This is a genomic window from Pseudoxanthomonas sp. USHLN014, assembly GCF_037153335.1.
Taxonomy (GTDB): domain Bacteria; phylum Pseudomonadota; class Gammaproteobacteria; order Xanthomonadales; family Xanthomonadaceae; genus Pseudoxanthomonas_A; species Pseudoxanthomonas_A winnipegensis.
In genome coordinates this window covers 36,557-54,574 of sequence record NZ_JBBCKO010000004.1, presented here as the reverse complement: position 1 = coordinate 54,574, position 18,018 = coordinate 36,557, and the positions used below count along the sequence as shown (strand labels likewise).

17 protein-coding genes are annotated in these 18,018 nt (G+C 69.6%); 3 read left to right on the top strand and 14 right to left on the bottom strand.

Annotated features, from left to right (window positions below; translation table 11 throughout):
* Nucleotides 1-34 precede the first annotated feature (34 nt).
* Entirely contained in the window at nucleotides 35-2,392 is a 2,358-nt protein-coding gene (pbpC, locus tag WFQ05_RS09460; protein WP_337053601.1) for a penicillin-binding protein 1C, read from the top strand.
* 278 nt (nucleotides 2,393-2,670) lie between these two features.
* Here pbpC and WFQ05_RS09455 read toward each other — a convergent pair whose 3' ends face one another.
* Nucleotides 2,671-3,243, bottom strand: coding sequence for a ferritin-like domain-containing protein (locus WFQ05_RS09455; protein WP_130517870.1), 573 nt, complete (start codon nucleotides 3,241-3,243; stop codon nucleotides 2,671-2,673).
* 37 nt (nucleotides 3,244-3,280) lie between these two features.
* The gene (locus tag WFQ05_RS09450; RefSeq protein ID WP_130517873.1) at nucleotides 3,281-3,763 is read right to left on the bottom strand and encodes a peroxiredoxin; all 483 of its coding nucleotides are present in this window, start codon (nucleotides 3,761-3,763) and stop codon (nucleotides 3,281-3,283) included.
* Between the two features lie 177 nt (nucleotides 3,764-3,940).
* On the opposite strand from WFQ05_RS09450, the gene WFQ05_RS09445 reads away from it, so the two are divergent.
* Nucleotides 3,941-4,381 (top strand): Hsp20/alpha crystallin family protein, encoded by a 441-nt coding sequence (locus WFQ05_RS09445; protein ID WP_130518741.1) that lies wholly within the window; start codon nucleotides 3,941-3,943, stop codon nucleotides 4,379-4,381.
* Nucleotides 4,382-4,503: 122 nt separating this feature from the next.
* Complete coding sequence (locus WFQ05_RS09440) at nucleotides 4,504-5,385, top strand: DnaJ C-terminal domain-containing protein (protein WP_130517876.1); 882 nt, start codon at nucleotides 4,504-4,506, stop codon at nucleotides 5,383-5,385.
* Nucleotides 5,386-5,464: 79 nt separating this feature from the next.
* Here WFQ05_RS09440 and pilH read toward each other — a convergent pair whose 3' ends face one another.
* The 12 genes from pilH to WFQ05_RS09380 all read right to left on the bottom strand — a co-directional run bounded on the left by pilH (nucleotide 5,465) and on the right by WFQ05_RS09380 (nucleotide 17,917).
* On the bottom strand, nucleotides 5,465-5,857 hold the full coding sequence (gene pilH, locus WFQ05_RS09435) for a twitching motility response regulator PilH (RefSeq protein ID WP_130522786.1): 393 nt from the start codon (nucleotides 5,855-5,857) through the stop codon (nucleotides 5,465-5,467).
* Nucleotides 5,858-6,037: 180 nt separating this feature from the next.
* Entirely contained in the window at nucleotides 6,038-6,331 is a 294-nt protein-coding gene (locus WFQ05_RS09430) for a putative quinol monooxygenase (RefSeq protein WP_337053600.1), read from the bottom strand.
* A 1-nt stretch (nucleotide 6,332) separates the two neighbouring features.
* Nucleotides 6,333-7,538 carry an MFS transporter gene (locus WFQ05_RS09425; RefSeq protein WP_337053599.1) on the bottom strand — a complete coding sequence of 402 codons (1,206 nt, stop codon included), beginning with the start codon at nucleotides 7,536-7,538 and terminating at the stop codon, nucleotides 6,333-6,335.
* Complete coding sequence (locus WFQ05_RS09420) at nucleotides 7,535-7,939, bottom strand: heme-binding protein (RefSeq protein WP_337053598.1); 405 nt, start codon at nucleotides 7,937-7,939, stop codon at nucleotides 7,535-7,537. The genes WFQ05_RS09425 and WFQ05_RS09420 overlap by 4 nt, the downstream gene beginning before the upstream one ends.
* 81 nt (nucleotides 7,940-8,020) lie before the next feature.
* On the bottom strand, nucleotides 8,021-8,746 hold the full coding sequence (locus tag WFQ05_RS09415; RefSeq protein ID WP_337053597.1) for an IclR family transcriptional regulator: 726 nt from the start codon (nucleotides 8,744-8,746) through the stop codon (nucleotides 8,021-8,023).
* A 464-nt stretch (nucleotides 8,747-9,210) separates the two neighbouring features.
* The gene (locus WFQ05_RS09410) at nucleotides 9,211-9,804 is read right to left on the bottom strand and encodes a TIGR00730 family Rossman fold protein (protein ID WP_337053596.1); all 594 of its coding nucleotides are present in this window, start codon (nucleotides 9,802-9,804) and stop codon (nucleotides 9,211-9,213) included.
* Nucleotides 9,805-9,948: 144 nt separating this feature from the next.
* Entirely contained in the window at nucleotides 9,949-11,391 is a 1,443-nt protein-coding gene (gene lpdA / locus WFQ05_RS09405) for a dihydrolipoyl dehydrogenase (RefSeq protein WP_130532136.1), read from the bottom strand.
* A gap of 142 nt (nucleotides 11,392-11,533) precedes the next feature.
* On the bottom strand, nucleotides 11,534-12,751 hold the full coding sequence (sucB, locus tag WFQ05_RS09400; protein WP_286574704.1) for a dihydrolipoyllysine-residue succinyltransferase: 1,218 nt from the start codon (nucleotides 12,749-12,751) through the stop codon (nucleotides 11,534-11,536).
* A gap of 50 nt (nucleotides 12,752-12,801) precedes the next feature.
* Nucleotides 12,802-15,630 carry a 2-oxoglutarate dehydrogenase E1 component gene (locus tag WFQ05_RS09395; protein WP_337053594.1) on the bottom strand — a complete coding sequence of 943 codons (2,829 nt, stop codon included), beginning with the start codon at nucleotides 15,628-15,630 and terminating at the stop codon, nucleotides 12,802-12,804.
* Nucleotides 15,631-15,857: 227 nt separating this feature from the next.
* Nucleotides 15,858-16,328, bottom strand: coding sequence for a hypothetical protein (locus WFQ05_RS09390; protein WP_306991590.1), 471 nt, complete (start codon nucleotides 16,326-16,328; stop codon nucleotides 15,858-15,860).
* Nucleotides 16,329-16,335: 7 nt separating this feature from the next.
* Nucleotides 16,336-16,785, bottom strand: a complete 450-nt coding sequence (locus WFQ05_RS09385; protein ID WP_165394515.1) for a GNAT family N-acetyltransferase — start codon at nucleotides 16,783-16,785, stop codon at nucleotides 16,336-16,338.
* On the bottom strand, nucleotides 16,760-17,917 hold the full coding sequence (locus WFQ05_RS09380; protein ID WP_337053775.1) for a cupin domain-containing protein: 1,158 nt from the start codon (nucleotides 17,915-17,917) through the stop codon (nucleotides 16,760-16,762). The genes WFQ05_RS09385 and WFQ05_RS09380 overlap by 26 nt, the downstream gene beginning before the upstream one ends.
* Nucleotides 17,918-18,018 lie beyond the last annotated feature (101 nt).

Below are 18,018 nucleotides of genomic sequence, written 5' to 3'. Positions count from 1 at the left end.
TTTCCTTGTCTGATCGCACGCCAGATGAGTTCGGATGAACGCGTGGCGCTCTAAGCTCCCGCGTCTGAGGCAGCTCCTGCGCTGGACGGCCGTCGCTGTGCTGGTGGCGCTGCTGGTCCTGGACTTCGCTTTCCCGCCGCCGCTGCCCAAGGCGCGCGATACCAGCACGCTGGTGGTGGCACGCGACGGCACGCCGCTGCGGGCGTTCGCCGATCGCGACGGGGTGTGGCGCTATCCGGCCTCGCCCGAGGGCGTCTCGCCGCTGTACCTGCAGGCGCTGCTGACCTATGAGGACCGCTGGTTCTGGCGGCATCCGGGCGTCAATCCGTGGGCGCTGCTGCGCGCGGGCGGGCAGATGCTGCGGCGCGGGCAGATCGTCTCGGGCGGCTCGACGCTCACCATGCAGGTCGCGCGCATCCTCGACCCGCACACGCGCACACCCTGGGGCAAGGCCAAGCAGCTGCTGCGCGCCCTGCAGCTGGAGGCGCACCTGAGCAAGCGGCAGATCCTCGACCTGTACCTGGAGCGCGCCCCGTTCGGCGGCACCATCGAGGGCGTGGAGGCCGCCAGCTGGGCCTACCTGGGCAAGCCGGCCGCGCGGCTGTCGCATGCCGAGGCCGCGCTGCTGGCGGTGCTGCCGCAGTCGCCCAGCCGGCTGCGTCCGGACCGCCACCCGCAGGCCGCGCGGGCGGCGCGCGACAAGGTGCTGGCGCGCATGGTCGCCCTGGGCGTGTGGACCCAGGCGCAGGTGGACGATGCCCGCATCGAACCGGTGGTCGCGCGCGCCCTGCAGCCGCCGCTGAGCGCGGCGCTGCTGGCCGAGCGTCTGCACCAGCAGCAGCCGCGCGCCGCGCGCATCGTCTCCACGCTGGACGCCGACCTGCAGCGCACGCTGGAACAGCGCGTCACCGCCTACTTCTCCAACCTGCCCGAGCGCACCTCGGCGGCGCTGCTGGTGGTGGACAACACGACGATGGAGGCACGCGCCTACGTGGGCTCGGTGCAGTTCGGCGACGACAAGCGCCTGGGGCACGTGGACATGGTGCAGGCCTGGCGTTCGCCGGGCTCGACGCTCAAGCCCTTCCTGTACGGGCTGGCGCTGGACGATGGGCTGATCCACTCGGAGAGCCTGCTGATCGATGCGCCGCAGGGCTTCGGCGGCTACCGGCCAGGGAACTTCGATGCCGCCTTCAACGGGCCGGTCGGCGCGGCCGAGGCCCTGCGCCTGTCGCTCAACGTGCCGGCGGTGGACGTGCTGGACCACGTCGGCCCGGCGCGCTTCGCCGCGCGGCTGGCCAACGGCGGCGTCGCGCTGCGCTTCCCGCGCGGGGCGATGCCCAACCTGGCGATGATCCTGGGCGGCACCGGCGCGCGCCTGGAGGACCTGGTCGGCGCGTTCGCCGCATTCAACCGCGACGGGCTGGCCGGGCGCGTGCGCTATCGCCCGGAAGACCCGGTGTCCGACCGTCGGCTACTCTCGCCCGGCGCGGTCTGGATCATCCGCCAGGTGCTGCAGGACAACCCGCGTCCCGGCGAGAGCGTGGGCACCTTCGACACCGGCGGCCGCCCGCGCGTGGCCTGGAAGACCGGCACCAGCTACGGCTACCGCGACGCCTGGGCGATCGGCGGCACGCGCCGCTACACGGTCGGCGTGTGGGTCGGCCGGCCCGACGGCACGCCGCTGCCGGGCCAGTACGGGGCGGTGACCGCGCTGCCGCTGATGTTCGAGGTGATCGACAGCCTGCCGCGCAGCCGCGGCGACGCGGCGGCCGTGGCGCCGCCGGCCAATGTGGCCCAGGTCGAGGTGTGCTGGCCGCTGGGCCTGCCGCCCGACCCGCAGGCGCCGCAGCTGTGCCAGCGCCGGCTGCAGGCCTGGACGCTGGACGGCAACGTGCCGCCGACCTTCGCCGAGCGCGACGCGCGGCTCTGGCGCGCCGGGCGGGAGAGCTTCCTGCGCGATGCCGCCAGCGGCCAGCGTCTGTCGGCCGAATGCACCCGGCCGCATGCGGCGCAGGAGGCGAGCATTGCGCGCTGGCCGGCGCTGGCCTCGCCCTGGCTGAGCGTGGCCGAACGCCGCGCCGCCCAGCTGCCGCCGCTGGCGCCGGACTGCGCGCCGGATGGACGCGAGGCCAGCGCCGCGCTGCGCATCGAGGGCCTCAACGACGGCGCCACGCTGGCGCGTGCGCCGGGCAGCGACAAGCCGGCCAGCGTGCGCCTGCGCGCCCTGGGCACCGAGACAGAGGTGCAGTGGCTGCTCGACGGGCGCTGGATCGGCCTGACCCGTGGCGCGCACAGCTTCGAGCACGGCTTCGAGCAGCCGGGCGAGCACACGCTGACCGCGCTGGCCGACAGCGGCGCGTGGAGTACGCTGCGGTTCCGTGTGCTGCGGTAGGGAAGCAGGGGGCAGGGGTCAGGGGTCAGGGCCGGAGCTGGTCGTCCGGGCGCGCACTCCGGGATTTGGGGTATGTCCTAAAGCAAACGCCGGGCGATGCCCGGCGTCTGTGTGCGAAGTCAATTTGCTTGCAGGAGGTGCTTGCTGAAACCAGAGGCGGCGATACGCTTTGCCTCTGGCCTCTGGCCTCTGGCCTCTGGCCTCTGGCCTCTGGCCTCTGGCCTCTGGCCTCTGGCCTCTGGCCTCTGGCCTCTGGCCTCTGGCCTCTGGCCCCAGCTTTACTTCCCGATCCACCCTTCCAGCATGTCCGCGAACTCATCGGCATGCTCTTCTTCCTGCTCCAGGATGCGCTCGAGGATGCGCTTGGTGGTGGTGTCCTTGTCGCCGATGTAGTTGATCATCTGGCGGTAGCTGTCGATGGCGATGCGCTCGGCGATCAGATTCTCCTTGACCATGTCGCGCAGGTCGCTGCCTTCCTTGTACTCGGCGTGCGAGCGCGCGGTCAGGGTGTCGGGGTTGAGGTCCGGCTCGCCGCCGAGCTGAACGATGCGCTCGGCCAGCATGCCGGCGTGGTCCTGCTCCTGCTTGGCGTGCTCCAGGAACTCGGCCTTGACCGCGTCGGCCAGCATGCCCTTGGCCATGAAGTAGTGGCGGTAGTAGCGCAGCACGCACACGTATTCGGTGGCCAGCGCCTCGTTGAGCAGCTTGACGACTTCCTTGCGGTCGGCCGTATAGGAATCGGTGATCGCGCCGTCCTCGAGCTTCTTGCGCGCATTGGCGCGCAGGGTCTCGCGATCGGCCAGGTCGGCGGCCGAGGTGTGGTTGAACTTGGTGGCTGATGTCTTGGACATTGGCTTGCCTCGCTTGATGGATGTGCGGTGGGAAGGATCAGTCGGGAAGGTGTTGCAGCACGTAGTCGGCGGAGGAGACCTCGAACGCACCGGGCTCCTCGACCCAGAGTTGCTTGACCACGCCGTCCTCGGCGTAGAGCGCGTAGCGCCTGGAGCGCAGGCCCATGCCCTGCGCGCCCAGGTCCAGCTCCAGGCCCAGCGCGCGTGCGAAGTCGCCGCTGCCGTCGGCCAGCAGCTGCAGCCCTTCGGGCACGTGCAGCGATTCGCCCCAGGCCTTCATCACGAACGCGTCGTTGACCGACACGCAATACACCTCGATGCCGCGCTTGCGGAATGCGTCGAAGTGCTCGATGAAGCCAGGCAGATGGCGCGCCGAACAGGTCGGGGTGAAGGCGCCCGGGACCGCGAACAGCACCACCTTGTGCGCGCCGAACAGGGTCGGGGTGTCGACCTTCTCCACGCCCTGGCGGATGCGGGTCAGGATGACTTCGGGAATGGGATCGCCGATCTGGATCGTCATGGGAGCCTGGAGGCGCGGGAGGGCGGCCGTGTGAACCGTACCCTAGGCAGGGCCGTGGGAAGGCGGCGTCAAAACCCTTGAAAAGCCGCGTGCGGCGCTTATCTGTTGGTCACGGAGGCCACGGGCCCCTGCCGCACGCACGTCGCGTCTGCGGCCATCCAATCGGAGACATTCATGATGAATTTCGTGCGCTATCAAGGCTGGCCCGTCCGCCCCGGCCAGCTCGAACTGGGACGCGTGTTGGACCGCTTCGCGCAGGCCGGCCAGGCCGCCACCGACAGCGTGGGCTGGACCCCGCGCGTGGACGTGAAGGAAGAGGCCAACCGCTTCGTGATCTTCGCCGACCTGCCGGGCGTGGACCTGGAGGCGATCGAGGTGCAGATGGACAAGAACGTCCTGAGCATCCGCGGCGAGCGTGCCGCGCCGCAGGCCGGCGAGGACGCCCGCTTCACCCGTCAGGAGCGTCGCCACGGCGCGTTCGCGCGCAGCTTCACCCTGCCGGACACCGCCGACGCCGAGGGCATCGTCGCCACCGGTCGCAACGGCGTGCTGGAAGTGGTGATCCCCAAGCGGCCCGAGGCCGCGCCGCGTCGCATCCAGGTCGGGTCGATCCAGTAACCTGTACCCCGGCCCGCGTCATGACGCGGGTCCCATGAACCGGTCGCGATGCGGTGTTGACCGCATCGTGGCCAGGATCGGGCCCGCGGCTGCCAAGCCGCGGGCTTTCTTGCGGAGGTACGATGGAATTCAAGGACTACTACCAGACGCTTGGCGTGGAACCCACGGCCGGCGAGGCGGAGATCAAGACCGCCTACCGCCGCCTGGCGCGCAAGTACCACCCCGACGTCAGCAAGGAGGCCGATGCCGAGGAGCGCTTCAAGGCGGTCAACGAGGCCTACGAGGCCCTGCGCGATCCGGAGAAGCGCGCGGCCTACGATCAGCTGCGCGCGCGCGGCTATCGGCCCGGGCAGGAATATCAGCCGCAGGACTTCGGCGGCGGCTACGGCGGCCAGGGCTTCGACTTCGAGGAAGTCTTCGGCAGCGCCGGCGGCGGCGGTGCCGGCTTCAGCGATTTCTTCGAGAACCTGTTCGGCCAGCGCGCACGCGGCGGTCCGGGCTTCCGCAGCGGCCAGGCGCCGCGCGGCGATACCCGCGCCAAGCTGTCGGTGCCGCTCAAGGCGGTCTACGAGGGCAGCAGCATCCGCGTGACCGTCAACGGCAAGCAGCTGGACGTGCGCGTGCCCAAGGGCATCAAGCCCGGCCAGGCGATCCGCCTGAGCGGGCAGGGCAACGGCGGCGGCAACCTGCTGCTGGAGATCGAGTACGCGGCCGATCCGCAGTTCGAAGTGGACGGGCGCAACATCATCCACGTCCTGCAGGTCACGCCCTGGCAGGCGGCGCTGGGCGCCACGGTGAGCGTGCCGACGCTGGGCGGTTCGGTCGAGCTGAAGATCCCGCCGGACTCCGACGCCGGGCGCAAGCTGCGCCTGCGCGGCCGCGGCCTGCCGGGTCCGCCCGATGGCGACCAGATCGTGGAGTTGGAGATCACCGCGCCACGCGCGGTCACCGAGGCCCAGCGCAAGGCCTACGAGAAGCTGGCCAAGGCCTTCGCCGACAGCTGACCCACGCCCGGCGTCGAGCCAGAATGCGAAACGGGCGCCTCAGGGCGCCCGTTTCGTGTTTCGCGATGGCCGGCCGGCGTCAGGCGGCCGAGGTCGGCGGCTGACGCGCGGCGCTGAGGATGCGCTCGATGACCTCGGACAGTTCGTCCTCGGAGAAGGGCTTGGTCAGATAGGCCTTGGCCCCCTGGCGCATGCCCCACATGCGGTCGGTGTCCTGGTCCTTGGTGGTCACCAGGATCACCGGGATGTGCTTGGTGGTGGGCTCGCGGCTGAGCTGGCGGGTGGCCTGGAAACCGTTGAGGTTGGGCATCACCACGTCCATCAGGACCATGTCGGGCAGCTCGCGCTTGGCCACCTCGACCCCCTGCACCCCATCCTCGGCGGTAATCCACGTGTGTCCCAGCTTTTCCACGATGCGCTGGATGCCCAGCAGCTGCGACGGTGAATCGTCGACGATGAGAATGCGCGCCATACCCTGTGTCCTGACCTGTCCCCTGCGCAGGATTGTAGAGGCCTTTGGTGGCGCTGCGTAGGCGGCGCGCACCGTCAATCCGCATGCCTTCTGCCGTCCATCCGCGGCCGCGACCCGCAGCGTGATCGCGCTCACGGAATCCTTTCGGGAGAGAGCCGGTTCAACGGTGCGCGAGGGCGCTCATTCCAGCATCCATTCCACAGCCTCTTGCTTCACCGACTCGCAACAGGCCTGCACGCGCCGCACGCCGTCCAGGAAGTGGGGCGCCTGCTCGTGCCGGGCCAGCGCAGCGGCGTCGGCCCAGCGCTCCAGCAGAAAGAAACGCCCGGCCTTCTGCGGAGCGCGGGCCACGCGATAGTCCAGACAGCCAGCTTCAAGGAGGCTGGCTGCGCGCAGCGTGGACAGCACTTTGCGCAGTTCCTCCTCGCGGCCCTTGGCGGCCTGGAGCGTGACGATGAGATCGATCCGCGCCATGTCAATCGTGCCGCTGCGCAGAGACCTGGACCGCGGGCCGTGCGAGGCGACGCGACAGCCACCACAGCGGTCCCAGCGCCAGCGCCGCCAGGACGACGCCGGCCCAGGGCGTCCCTGCCAGTTGCTGGCGTGCCACCAGCGCGCTGCCCAGCGCCTCGCCCAGGGTGATGCCGAGGTTGAAGGCGGCGATGTTCAAAGCCGAGGCGAAGTCCAGCGCATGTGGCGTCCAGCGCTGCGCGGTGTCCAGCATGCCGGCCTGGCAGCCCGGCGACAGGCCGAACGCCAGCACGCCCCAGGCGAACAGCAGCGGCACCATGGCCCACTGCCATGGCAAGGACAACGCCAGCGTCGCGAGCACAAGCACCACGCCCACCAGCATGCGCTGCAACGCCAGCGGCCAGCCCAGGCGCGCTGCCCAGCGTCCACCGGCGAGATTGCCCACCAGCGTCGCGACCCCGAACACCACCAGCAACAGGTTGGCGGTGTGCACGCTGAAGCCGGTGATGCCGGTCAGGATCGGGGTGATGAAGGTAAAGGCGGCGAAGCTGGCGCCGAAGCCGCACACGGTGACCGCCATCATCGCCAGGATCGGCAAGCAGCGCAGTGCGGCCAACTGCGCGCGCGCATTGCCCGCCGCCGGCGTGCCCAGCACCGGCACCCAGCGCGCCGTGGCCAGCCAGGCCAACGCCGCCAGTGCCGCGACGGCGAAGAACGGCAGCCGCCAGCCCAGGACGTTGCCGATCAGACTGCCCAGCGGCACGCCGATCACCATGGCCAGGGTCAACCCGGCGAACATCAAAGAGATCGCGCGACTGGCTTGGCCCGGCGGCGCCAGGCGTGCGGCGACCGTGGCGCCGATGGCGAAGAAGCTGCCATGGGCCAGGGCCGTGAGCACGCGTCCGGCCAGCAGCATCGCGTAGTGGGCTGCCAGTGCCGACACCAGGTTTCCGGCCAGAAACACCGCCACCAGGGCCAGCAGCAGCGGCTTGCGCGGAACGCGCGCCGATAGCAGCACGATGAGCGGCGTGCCGATGGCCAGGGCCAGGGCATACACCCCGACCAGCCCACCGGCGCGGGCCAGCGGCACGCGCAGATCGCCGGCGATGGCCGGCAGCACACCGACCACGACGAACTCGGCCACGCCGATGGCGAAGGCGGTCGCGGCCAGCGCCCAGATGCCGGAATGGATGCGCTGGGGATCGCTCATGCGCGGCCCGCCGCGTGCAAGGCCAGGGTCTGGTCCGTCTCGACCGTGGCACCGGCCACGCCGACCGCGCCGATCGGATGACCGTGTTCGTCGTGCAGCACCACGCCGCCGCCGAAGCTGATCAGGCCGCCATTGGTCGCTTCGAGTGTGTAGATCGCGCCGCCCGGCTGGGCGGCGGCGCCCAGCGTCAGGCTGTCAGTGCGGAACAGCGCGGCGGTGCGCGCCTTCTTGATCGACACATCGATCGCGCCGGGCACGGCGCCGTCCATGCGCAGGAAGCCGCGCAGCAGCCCGGCTTCATCGACGACGGCGACGTTGATGGCGAAGTCCAGCTCACGCGCGAGCGCCTGGGCGCGCTCGATCGCGCGCTGGACCGTGGATACGTCGAGGGACGTGGACATCGAAGACTCCTGAAGATGGGGGGAGCCTTCGATGATTTCCGTGCATCGCGGGCACGGGAAGGGACAGCGGGCGATCGGCCGCTAAAGTTTGAGCATGCCGAACAAATCGCGCAGGCCAGCCTGGGCGAGCCGGCGCAGCTTGGCCTTGGGCAGGCGTTGCACGGGGCCGGCGACGCCGAGCGCCGCCACCACGCGGCCCTGCCGGCGCAAGGGCAGGGCCAGACAGTTCAGGCCGGGCTCGGCCTGCTCCAGGTCCAGGGCGTAGCCGCTCTCGTCGATGGCCTGCAGCTCCTGCTCGAGCGCGGCGGGAACAAGGCCAGCGCGGCGCAGGCTGCGCACGAGCGTGGGATCGTGCGTCAGGAAGATCTTGCCGATGGCCGAGGTGGTCAGTCCCTCGCGGCGCCCACGCGGGCTGGCCACGCGCAGACGCTCGCCGCCTTCCACCGCATCGATGTACAGGTATTCACGCGTGCCGCAGGGCACGGCCAGGTAGCAGGTTTCGCCGCTGCGCCGGGCCAGGGCTTGGAGCGCGGGGGCGAAGGCCGTGCGCAGCGCCGCGTCGGCGTCGGTCAGCGGCTGGGCGATCTCGCGCAGGCGCAGTCCCAGAGCGTAGCGGGTGCCGTGGCGTGCCACGTAGCCCATGGCCGCCAGGGTGTTGAGCAGGCCGTGCAGGGTGCTCTTGCTCAGGCCGAGCTGCGCGGCCAGATCGACCAGCCGCGCCTGGCCGCCCGCGCCGGCGATGGCTTCGAGCAGCGCCAGCGCGCGCTCGACCGACTGGATGTGCCGGTTGTCATCGATCATCGGCATGACGGGAGCACTCCTGCGCGGGCGACCCGTTGCGTAAGCACACGGATCCCGATCTTGGCACGAGATCGTCGGACACGGCAGCGATCAGAAGGCGCGTCAGCGCAGCGACTCGCGGCGCTTTTCGCCGATCCGCGCCGCAACAGCCCTTGAGCGCCAGTCTGATGAACGCGTCGCTACGCGCCTGTTGCTTACCGAAGCGCCTCGCGGCGCTTTTCGTCGATCCGCGCCGCAACGGCCCTTGGGCGCCAGTCTGACGAACGCGTCGCTACGCGCCTGCTGCTTACCGCAATGCCTCGCGGCGCTTCTCATCGATCCGCGCCGCAACAGCCCTTGGGCGCCAGTCTGATGAACGCGTCGCTACGCGCCTGTTGCTTACCGCAGTGCCTCGCGGCGCTTTTCGTCGATCCGCGCCGCAACAGCCCTTGGGCGCCAGTCTGATGAACGCGTCGCTACGCGCCTGTTGCTTACCGCAGTGCCTCGCGGCGCTTCTCATCAATCCACTTGCTCGCCTGCGCCGGCATGTAGTCGCGCATCCATCCCAGCAGCGTATCAATGTCCTCACCGTGCCACAGGTCGGCGCGCTGGGCCGCGTGCAGGAAGCGCTGCTCGACCATGCGGTCGATCATCGCGATCAGCGGCTGGTAGAAGCCGTCGATGTCCAGAAACGCGCAGGGCTTGTTGCCGATGCCCAGCTGGCGCCAGGTCAGCATCTCGAAGATCTCCTCCATCGTGCCGAAGCCGCCGGGCAGGGTGATGAAGCCATCGGCCAGGTCGAACATGCGCGCCTTGCGCTCGTGCATGGAGCCGACGATCTCCAACTGGGTCAGGCCGCGATGGGCCACTTCCCAGTCCACCAGCTGCTGCGGAATCACGCCGACCACCTCGCCGCCGGCCGCCAGCACCGCATCGGCCACCGCCCCCATCAGCCCGACCTTGCCGCCGCCGTAGACCAGACGCAGGCCTTCGGCCGCGAGCCGCTGGCCGAGTTCGGTGGCGCGCTGGACGTAAACGGGTTTGGCGCCGGCGTTGGAGCCGCAGTAGACGCAGATGCTTTTCATCGGGAATGGGGAGTCGGGAATGGGGAATGGGAAAATCAAACGCCGGAACGCATGACGCCGGACACAGGTCCGGCGTCGTGCGGTGGGAGTGAAGCGACGGGAACGCGCTTGCCGTTCCCGATTCTCCATTCCCGATTCCCGGCTCTAATTCGCCTTATGAATCGCGCGCTTGCCCACCGCCATGGCGGCGTCGTGCACCACCTCGGACAGCGAGGGGTGGGCGTGGCAGATGCGGGCCAGGTCGTCGGCCGAGCCGCTGAACTCCATGGTCAGCACGCCTTCGTGCACCAGCTCGGAGACGTTGACGCCGACCAGGTGCATGCCCAGAACGCGGTCGGTCTCGGCATGGGCCAGGACCTTGACGAAGCCGGCCGGCTCGGCCATCGCCACGGCGCGGCCGTTGGCGGCGAACGGGAAGCTGCCGGCCTTGTACGGCACGCCCTCGGCCTTGAGCTGCTGCTCGGTCTTGCCGACCCAGGCGATCTCCGGTTCGGTGTAGATGACCCACGGGATGGTGTCGAAGTTGACGTGGCCCGGCAGGCCGGCGATCAGCTCGGCCACCGCGATGCCTTCCTCGAAGCCCTTGTGCGCCAGCATCGGGCCGCGCACGCAGTCGCCGATGGCCCACACGCCGTCCACGCCGGTGTGGCAGTGCTCGTCGACCACGATCTGGCCGCGCTCGTTGAGCTGCACGCCGGTGCCCTCGGCCAGCACGCCCTTGGTCGCGGCGCGACGGCCCACGGCCACCAGCAGCTTGTCCACGGTCAGGGTCTGCTCGCCGGAGGCGTCGGTGTAGGTGACCACGACCTCCTTCTTCTTGCCCTTGCCGGTGACCTCGGTCGCGCTGACCTTGGCGCCGAGCTTGATGTCCAGGCCCTGCTTCTTGAACTCCTTGGCGGCGGCCTTGGCCACTTCGGCATCGGCGGCGGCCAGGAAGTCCGGCAGCGCCTCCAGGATGGTGACCTCGGCGCCCAGGCGCTTCCACACGCTGCCCAGCTCCAGGCCGATCACGCCCGCGCCGATCACCGCCAGGCGCTTGGGCACCTCGGTGAAGTCCAGCGCGCCGACGTTGTCGACGATGTTCTCGCCGTCGAACTTGGCGAACGGCAGCTCGATCGAATCCGAACCCGGCGCCAGGATCACGTTGGTGCCCTGCAGCTCGACCTCGCTGCCGTCGTGCTGCTTGACCTTGACCAGGTTGCCCGGCTGCAGCTGGGCGAAGCCGTAGTACGGAGTCACCTTGTTGGCCTTGAACAGCATCCCGATGCCGCCGGTGAACTGCTTCACGATCTTGTCCTTGCGGCCGACCATGGTGGCCACATCGATCTTGGCGTCCTTGAAGCTGATGCCGTGCTCGCCGAACAGGTGGCCCATGTTCCAGAACTGGCGCGAGGAGTCGAGCATCGCCTTGGAGGGGATGCAGCCCACGCGCAGACAGGTGCCGCCCAGGGCCGGCTTGCCGTCCTTGCCCAGCGCCGCGTCGATGCAGGCGACCTTCATGCCCAACTGGGCGGCGCGGATGGCCGCGTGATAGCCGGCCGGACCGGCACCGATGACGACGACGTCGTATTGCTGTGTTTCGCTCATTTCATTCGCTCACGGGAATGGGGAATAGGGAATGGGGAATGGCACGGGCGCAGGCGCGTGCCGTCTCCCATCCAGGTCCAGGCGGGAATGGAGGGGAGGGACGCGCGTCCGATTTCCGATTCTCCATTCCCGATTCCCGGCCTCACAGACCGAACAACATCCGGCCCGGGTTCTCCAGCTGGTTCTTGATGTCCACCAGGAACTGCACCGAGTCCTTGCCGTCGATGATGCGGTGGTCGTAGGACAGGGCGATGTACATCATCGGCGCGATCACGACCTGGCCGTTCTCGGCGATCGGGCGCTCCTTGATGGCGTGCATGCCCAGGATGGCGCTCTGCGGCGGGTTGACGATCGGGGTGGACAGCAGCGAGCCGAAGGTGCCGCCATTGGTGATGGTGAAGGTGCCGCCCTGCAGATCGTCCAGGCCCAGCTTGCCGGCGCGCGCCTTAGCGGCGTAGTCGGCGATGCCCTGTTCGACCTCGGCGAAGGACTGGCGCTCGACGTTGCGCAGCACCGGGGTGACCAGGCCCTTGTCGGTGGACACGGCGATGGAGATGTCGCTGTAGCCGTGATAGACGATGTCCTCGCCGTCGATCGAGGCGTTGACCAGCGGGAAGCGCTGCAGCGCGTTGGCGGCGGCCTTGACGAAGAAGCTCATGAAGCCGAGCTTGATGCCGTGGGCCTTCTGGAACTCGTCCTGCAGTTCCTTGCGCGCCGCGCTGACCTTGGCCAGGTTGACCTCGTTGAACGTGGTCAGCATCGCGGTGGAGTTCTTCGAATCCATCAGGCGCTTGGCGATGGTCTTGCGGATGCGCGTCATCGGCACGCGCTCCTCCGGACGGGCGCCGGCGGCCTTGCCCACGCCGCCACCGGCGGCGAACTTGACGATGTCTTCCTTGGTCACCGCGCCGCGACGGCCGGTGCCTTCCACCTGAGCCGGATCCACGCCCTGCGTGATCGCGGTGAAGCGCGCGCCCGGGGGCAGGTTGTCGGTGCCGGCGGCGGCCTTGGGCGCCTCGGCCTTGGCCGGGGCGGGGGCCTGCGCCTTGGCCGGGGCCTCGGACTTGGCGGCCGGCTTGACCTCTTCCTCGGCCGGCTTGGCCGGGGCGGCCTGCGCGGTGGCGCCTTCCTCGATGATCGCCAGGACCTGCGAGGAGGTCACCGTGTCGCCCTCGGCGAACTTGATTTCCTTGAGCACGCCGTCCACCGGCGAGGGCACCTCCAGTACGACCTTGTCGGTCTCGAGGTCGACCAGATTCTCGTCGCGCTTGACGGCCTCACCGGCCTTCTTGTGCCAGCTGGCGATGGTGGCGTCGGAAACGGATTCGGGAAGGACCGGAACTTTGACTTCGGTGGCCATGCGGGAGCGTCCTAGGGATTTCTGGAGTGTTGATCGAAAGGGTGAAAGGCTTATTCGGCGACGAGGTCGTTGCCGAAGGTGTTGACCAGCGCGTCGGCGACCAGCTGCTGCTGCTCGGCCACGTGCTCGGCCATGTGGCCGGCGGCCGGGGAGGGCGAACGGGCGCGGCCGGCGTAGTGCAGCGACTGGCCCTGCGCCAGACAGGCCTGCAGATGGTGCTTGATCTGATACCAGGCGCCCTGGTTCTGCGGCTCTTCCTGGCACCACACCACGTCGGTGGCGTTGGCGTACTTCTTCAGCTCGGCCGCCAGCAGCTCGCGCGGGAACGGATAGAGCTGCTCCACGCGCAGGATCGCCACGTCGTCCTGGCCGCGCTTGGTCGCATCCTCCAGCAGGTCGTAATAGACCTTGCCCGAGCAGGCCACCACGCGCTTGACCTTCTTCGCATCGGCCTTGGCGTCGGGAATCAGGTGCTGGAACTCGCCATCGGCCAGCTCCTCGAGCGTGGACACGGCCAGCTTGTGGCGCAGCAGCGACTTGGGCGTCATCACGATCAGCGGCTTGCGCGTGGTCATGCGCATCTGCCGGCGGATCATGTGGAAGCACTGGGCCGGGGTGGTCGGCACGCACACCAGCATGTTCTCCAGCGCGCACAGCTGCAGGAAGCGCTCCAGGCGCGCCGAGCTGTGCTCGGGGCCCTGGCCTTCGTAGCCGTGCGGCAGGAACAGCGCCAGGCCGGTGATGCGGCCCCACTTGGCCTCGCCGGCGGCGATGAACTGGTCGATCACCACCTGCGCGCCGTTGGCGAAGTCGCCGAACTGGCCTTCCCAGATGCACAGCGCGTTGGGATCGGTGGTCGAGTAGCCGTACTCGAACGCCATCACCGCCTCCTCGCTGAGCAGCGAGTCGATCACGGTGGCGTCCTGCGGGTCGTCCACCAGCTGGCGCAGCGGCAGGTAATAGCTGTCGGTCTTCTGGTCGTGCAGGATCGCGTGGCGATGGAAGAAGGTGCCGCGGCCCGAGTCCTGGCCGACCAGGCGCAGGGTGTTGCCCTCGGACAGCAGGGTGGCGTAGGCCAGGTTCTCGGCGAAGCCCCAGTCGCCCGGCAGCTCGCCCTCGGTCATCTTGGCGCGGTCCTCGTAGATCTTGGCCACGCGCGCATGCAGGCTCACCCCTTCCGGGATGGTGTTGATGACCTTGGCCAGCTGCTTGAGCTTGTCCAGCTTGACCGTGGTGTCGACCGGATCGGACAGCTTGCCCGACAGGTACTTGGACCAGTCGATGGCCAGCGGGTCGCGCTCGGGCTTGGCCAGCTCGGTGGTGTAGGCGCCGGAATCCAGCTTGTCGCGGTAGGCGTCGACCATGGTCTTGGCGTCGTCGGCGCCGATCACGCCGTCCTTCTCCAGCCGCTCGGCGTAGAGCTCGCGGGTGGTCTTGTGCTTGCGGATGACCTGGTACATCAGCGGCTGGGTCGCGGCCGGCTCGTCGGCCTCGTTATGGCCCCAGCGGCGGTAGCAGACCAGGTCGATGACCACGTCCTTCTTGAACGCCTGGCGGAACTCGTAGGCCAGGTTGGCCGCGAACACCACCGCATCCGGGTCGTCGCCGTTCACGTGCAGCACCGGGGCGCCGACCATCTTGGCCACGTCGGTGCAGTACAGGGTCGAGCGCGCGTCGTCGCGGGCGCTGGTGGTGAAGCCGACCTGGTTGTTGATGACGATGTGCACGGTGCCGCCGATGGCGAAGCCGCGCGCCTGCGACATCTGGAACAGTTCCATCACCACGCCCTGGCCGGCGAAGGCGGCGTCGCCGTGGATCAGCACCGGCAGCACGTGGCTGCGCTCGGTGTCGTGGTAACGCTCCTGGCGCGAACGCACCGAGCCTGCGACCACCGGGTCGACGATCTCCAGGTGCGAGGGGTTGAAGGCCAGCGCCAGATGCACCGGGCCGCCGGGGGTGGCCACGTCGGCCGAGAAGCCCATGTGGTACTTCACGTCACCGGTGTGGGCGCGGTCGTCGTGGGCGTGCTCGAACTTGCCTTCGAACTCGTCGAACAGCTTGCGCGGGTTCTTGCCCAGGGTGTTGACCAGCACGTTGAGGCGGCCGCGGTGGGCCATGCCCACGGCGATGTCGCGCATGCCGTCGCCGCCGCTGCGGCGCAGCACCACGTCCAGCATCGGGATCAGCGAGTCGCCGCCTTCCAGCGAGAAGCGCTTCTGGCCCACGTACTTGGTGTGCAGGTAGCGCTCCAGGCCCTCGGCCGCGGTCAGCCGCTCCAGCGTGCGCTTGCGGGTGTCCGCGTCCAGGCCGTACTGGCCACCGGCGGTCTCCAGGCGCTCGTACAGCCAGCGGCGCTGCTCGAAGTCCGGGATGTGCATGAACTCGGCACCGATCGAGCCGGTGTAGGTCGCCTTCAGGCGCGCCACCAGGTCGCGCAGGACCATGCGCGGCTGGCCGCCCACGCCACCGGTACTGAACTCGCTGTCCAGATCGCGCTCGGACAGGTTGTGCCAGTCCAGGGTCAGGTCGGGCGGGTTGACCGGCTCGGTCAGATTCAGCGGATCGAGGCGGGCGTTCAGATGGCCGCGCGAGCGGTAGGCGGTGATCAGGCGGCCGACGTGGCGCTCACGCTCATCGGAGGGCGCCGCGCCGTTAGCGGCGTTGGCGGCCTGCTTGGCGGCCTGGGTGATGTGCGAGATGGCCGCCGAATGCGGCACATCGCCGGCCTCGCGGCCCTTGAAACCGTCGAAATAGGCGCGCCACTTGGGATCCACGCTGTCCGGCGAGACCAGGTACTGCTCATAGAGGTCTTCGACGTAGGCGGCGCTGCCGCCGTTGAGCTGGGAGGACTGCACGAACTGCTTGAGAAGATTGTCCACGATGGTGGCCTTGAGGCGTCGTTTTGTGGGTTGGAAAGGCGGGCGCGGCGGTCGCGTCGCCCGCTTTGGCGGGTCCGACGCGCACCAATGCGGCGCAACCATCAAAGTATAGGCGTGGGCCTGAATCTCACCGGCGTGTGTCCGGTGTCAGCGGCGCGGCGTGGCGACAATGACCCACTATGCGGGACATTGCCGCGGGCCCCGCGTTGCGGCCCTGCACAGGCGCTTCACAGGCCAAGCGCGCGCAGCTCGGTGCAGGGACGGGCGCGTTCCCAGTAGCGGGCGAAGGCCTCGCGCAGCTGGCGGCTGCGGCCGGGGGCGTCGGGCTCGAATTCGCCCTCGATGCGATGGCCGAGCGGGCGAAAGTAATGGCCGCCGGTGTCGTTGACCGCGAAGGCGGCGGCATAGACCCGGTCCACCGGCTCGGTCACCAGGCGCAGCTGGAAGCTGGTGGGCAGGCGCTGGGCCAGCGGAATCAGGGCCGAGCCGGCGTGCTGCGGCGTTTCCAGGTCCTGCATCAGGAGGCGGATCTCCACGCCACGCTGGCGTACCGCCAGCATGCGCAGGGCCTCCAGGACCGGCGGGGCGTCAAGCAGCCCCGGGTCCAGCTCGCGGGTGTAGCAGCACAGCAGGCTGCGGGTGGTGGCGGCCAGGGCGAGCATGGCCTCGACCGCCTCGGACTGGCGCTCGACCAGCATGGCGCGCTCAGTCGCGCAGCTTCAGGCGCATGAACTGGTGCGGGATGCCGACGTCGTCGAAGGGCTCGCCGATGGAGACGAAGCCGTGCCGGGTGTAGAAGCCCTCGTTGGCGACCTGCGCGTACAGGGTCAGGTCCTTCCAGCCGTTGGCCCGGGCCTTGTCGATCATGGCCTTGAGCAGGGCCTCGCCGACGCCGCGGCCGCGCCAGGGCTTGAGCACCGCCAGGCGGCTGAAGCGGCCGTCCGGGGTCAGGCGCGCGGTGCCGATCGGTGCGCCGGTCGAGCTGATCGCCAGCAGATGGTCGCCGGCCGGGTCCAGCGAGTCCCACTCGGTATCCGGCGGGATGTGCTGTTCGGCGACGAACACCTCCTCGCGCACCCAGCGCAGCGCCTCGCGGTCGGCGATGAACGAGGCCGGTCGCAGCGTGAAGTCAGTCGGTGTCGAAGTCGTGGTCATCCTCATCGCTTCCTGGCAGCAGGTAATGGCCGGAACTTACCAGAACCGATGTCGCCGCACGGCCGGCTTCGCCCAAGGTCTGATATGCCGCCTGGTCCAGGACCTCGGCGGCGGCCAGCAGGCGGGCATCGCGCAGCGGCATCGGCAGGGCCTGACCGCTGGCGAACAGCACCGCGCCCTTGCGCGCCCGGCGCCAGGCCATGCGCGTCATCGGATGGCGCTGCAGCACCGCGCCCTGGGCCAGGGCCGCCTCGACCTCGGCCCGGTCCGGGGCGTGCTCGGGCACGGCCGCGGTGCCGGCGCTGCGGTAGGTGGTGATGAAGCGGCCGAACCATTCGCCCAGCCGGTCCGGATCGTTCATGCGCAGCGCGTTGAGCGCCTCGACCACCCGGCCCATCGCGGCCGCATCGATCTCGAAGGGATCGGCCGGGACGGTCAGATCGCGGTCCTGGTAGCGGATGCCCTCGTCGGCGTCGGCCACCAGCGTGTCCAGGTAGTCGCCGATCAGCTCGGCGGCCGAGGGCGCGCGCATGCCGACCGAGAAGGTCAGGCACGCATCCTCGGCCACGCCGTTGTGCGGCACGCCCGGCGGCAGGTAGAGCATGTCGCCCGGCGCCAGCACCCAGTCGTGGCTGGCGCTGAAGCGGCGCAACAGCTTGAGGTCGACATCGTCGCGGAAGGCCAGCGGCGGATTGGGCGAGGCATCGATCTGCCAGCGGCGATGGCCGTGGGCCTGCAGCAGGAACACGTCGTACTGGTCCACGTGCGCGCCGACCGAGCCGCCGGGCGCGGCGAAGCTGACCATGATGTCGTCGATGCGCCAGCGCGGCAGGAAGTCGAAGGCCTCCAGCAGCGCGGCGATATCCGGATCCCACTTGTCCACGTCCTGCACCAGCAGGGTCCAGTCGTGGTCGGGCATGGCCGGGAACTCGGCCTCCTCGAACGGCCCGCTGCGCACGCTCCAGCCATCGCGGACGCGGTCGTGCTGGATCAGGCGCGACAGCGCGGCCTCCTCGCAGGCCAGCCCGGCCAGATCCCCGGGCTCGATCGGCGAGACGAAGCCCGGGAAGGCGTTGCGCACCAGCAGCGGGCGCTTCTGCCAGTAGTCGCGCAGGAAGGCCTGCGGCGACATGCCCAGCAGCGAGCGGCCGCCGGCGTCGACTTCGATGGGCAGGGCGCGCGGGGCGCGCGCAGGCGGGGTGATGCGTTTGGACATGATGGGGTCGGATCGGG

Coding starts and splice junctions, on each gene's coding strand:
- pbpC (WP_337053601.1), top strand. CDS start 35: ATGAACGCGTGGCGCTCTAAGCTCCCGCGTCTGAGGCAGCTCCTGCGC.
- WFQ05_RS09455 (WP_130517870.1), bottom strand. CDS start 3,243: ATGTCCAAGACATCAGCCACCAAGTTCAACCACACCTCGGCCGCCGAC.
- WFQ05_RS09450 (WP_130517873.1), bottom strand. CDS start 3,763: ATGACGATCCAGATCGGCGATCCCATTCCCGAAGTCATCCTGACCCGC.
- WFQ05_RS09445 (WP_130518741.1), top strand. CDS start 3,941: ATGAATTTCGTGCGCTATCAAGGCTGGCCCGTCCGCCCCGGCCAGCTC.
- WFQ05_RS09440 (WP_130517876.1), top strand. CDS start 4,504: ATGGAATTCAAGGACTACTACCAGACGCTTGGCGTGGAACCCACGGCC.
- pilH (WP_130522786.1), bottom strand. CDS start 5,857: ATGGCGCGCATTCTCATCGTCGACGATTCACCGTCGCAGCTGCTGGGC.
- WFQ05_RS09430 (WP_337053600.1), bottom strand. CDS start 6,331: ATGGCGCGGATCGATCTCATCGTCACGCTCCAGGCCGCCAAGGGCCGC.
- WFQ05_RS09425 (WP_337053599.1), bottom strand. CDS start 7,538: ATGAGCGATCCCCAGCGCATCCATTCCGGCATCTGGGCGCTGGCCGCG.
- WFQ05_RS09420 (WP_337053598.1), bottom strand. CDS start 7,939: ATGTCCACGTCCCTCGACGTATCCACGGTCCAGCGCGCGATCGAGCGC.
- WFQ05_RS09415 (WP_337053597.1), bottom strand. CDS start 8,746: ATGCCGATGATCGATGACAACCGGCACATCCAGTCGGTCGAGCGCGCG.
- WFQ05_RS09410 (WP_337053596.1), bottom strand. CDS start 9,804: ATGAAAAGCATCTGCGTCTACTGCGGCTCCAACGCCGGCGCCAAACCC.
- lpdA (WP_130532136.1), bottom strand. CDS start 11,391: ATGAGCGAAACACAGCAATACGACGTCGTCGTCATCGGTGCCGGTCCG.
- sucB (WP_286574704.1), bottom strand. CDS start 12,751: ATGGCCACCGAAGTCAAAGTTCCGGTCCTTCCCGAATCCGTTTCCGAC.
- WFQ05_RS09390 (WP_306991590.1), bottom strand. CDS start 16,328: ATGCTGGTCGAGCGCCAGTCCGAGGCGGTCGAGGCCATGCTCGCCCTG.
- WFQ05_RS09385 (WP_165394515.1), bottom strand. CDS start 16,785: ATGACCACGACTTCGACACCGACTGACTTCACGCTGCGACCGGCCTCG.
- WFQ05_RS09380 (WP_337053775.1), bottom strand. CDS start 17,917: ATGTCGCCGCAGGCCTTCCTGCGCGACTACTGGCAGAAGCGCCCGCTG.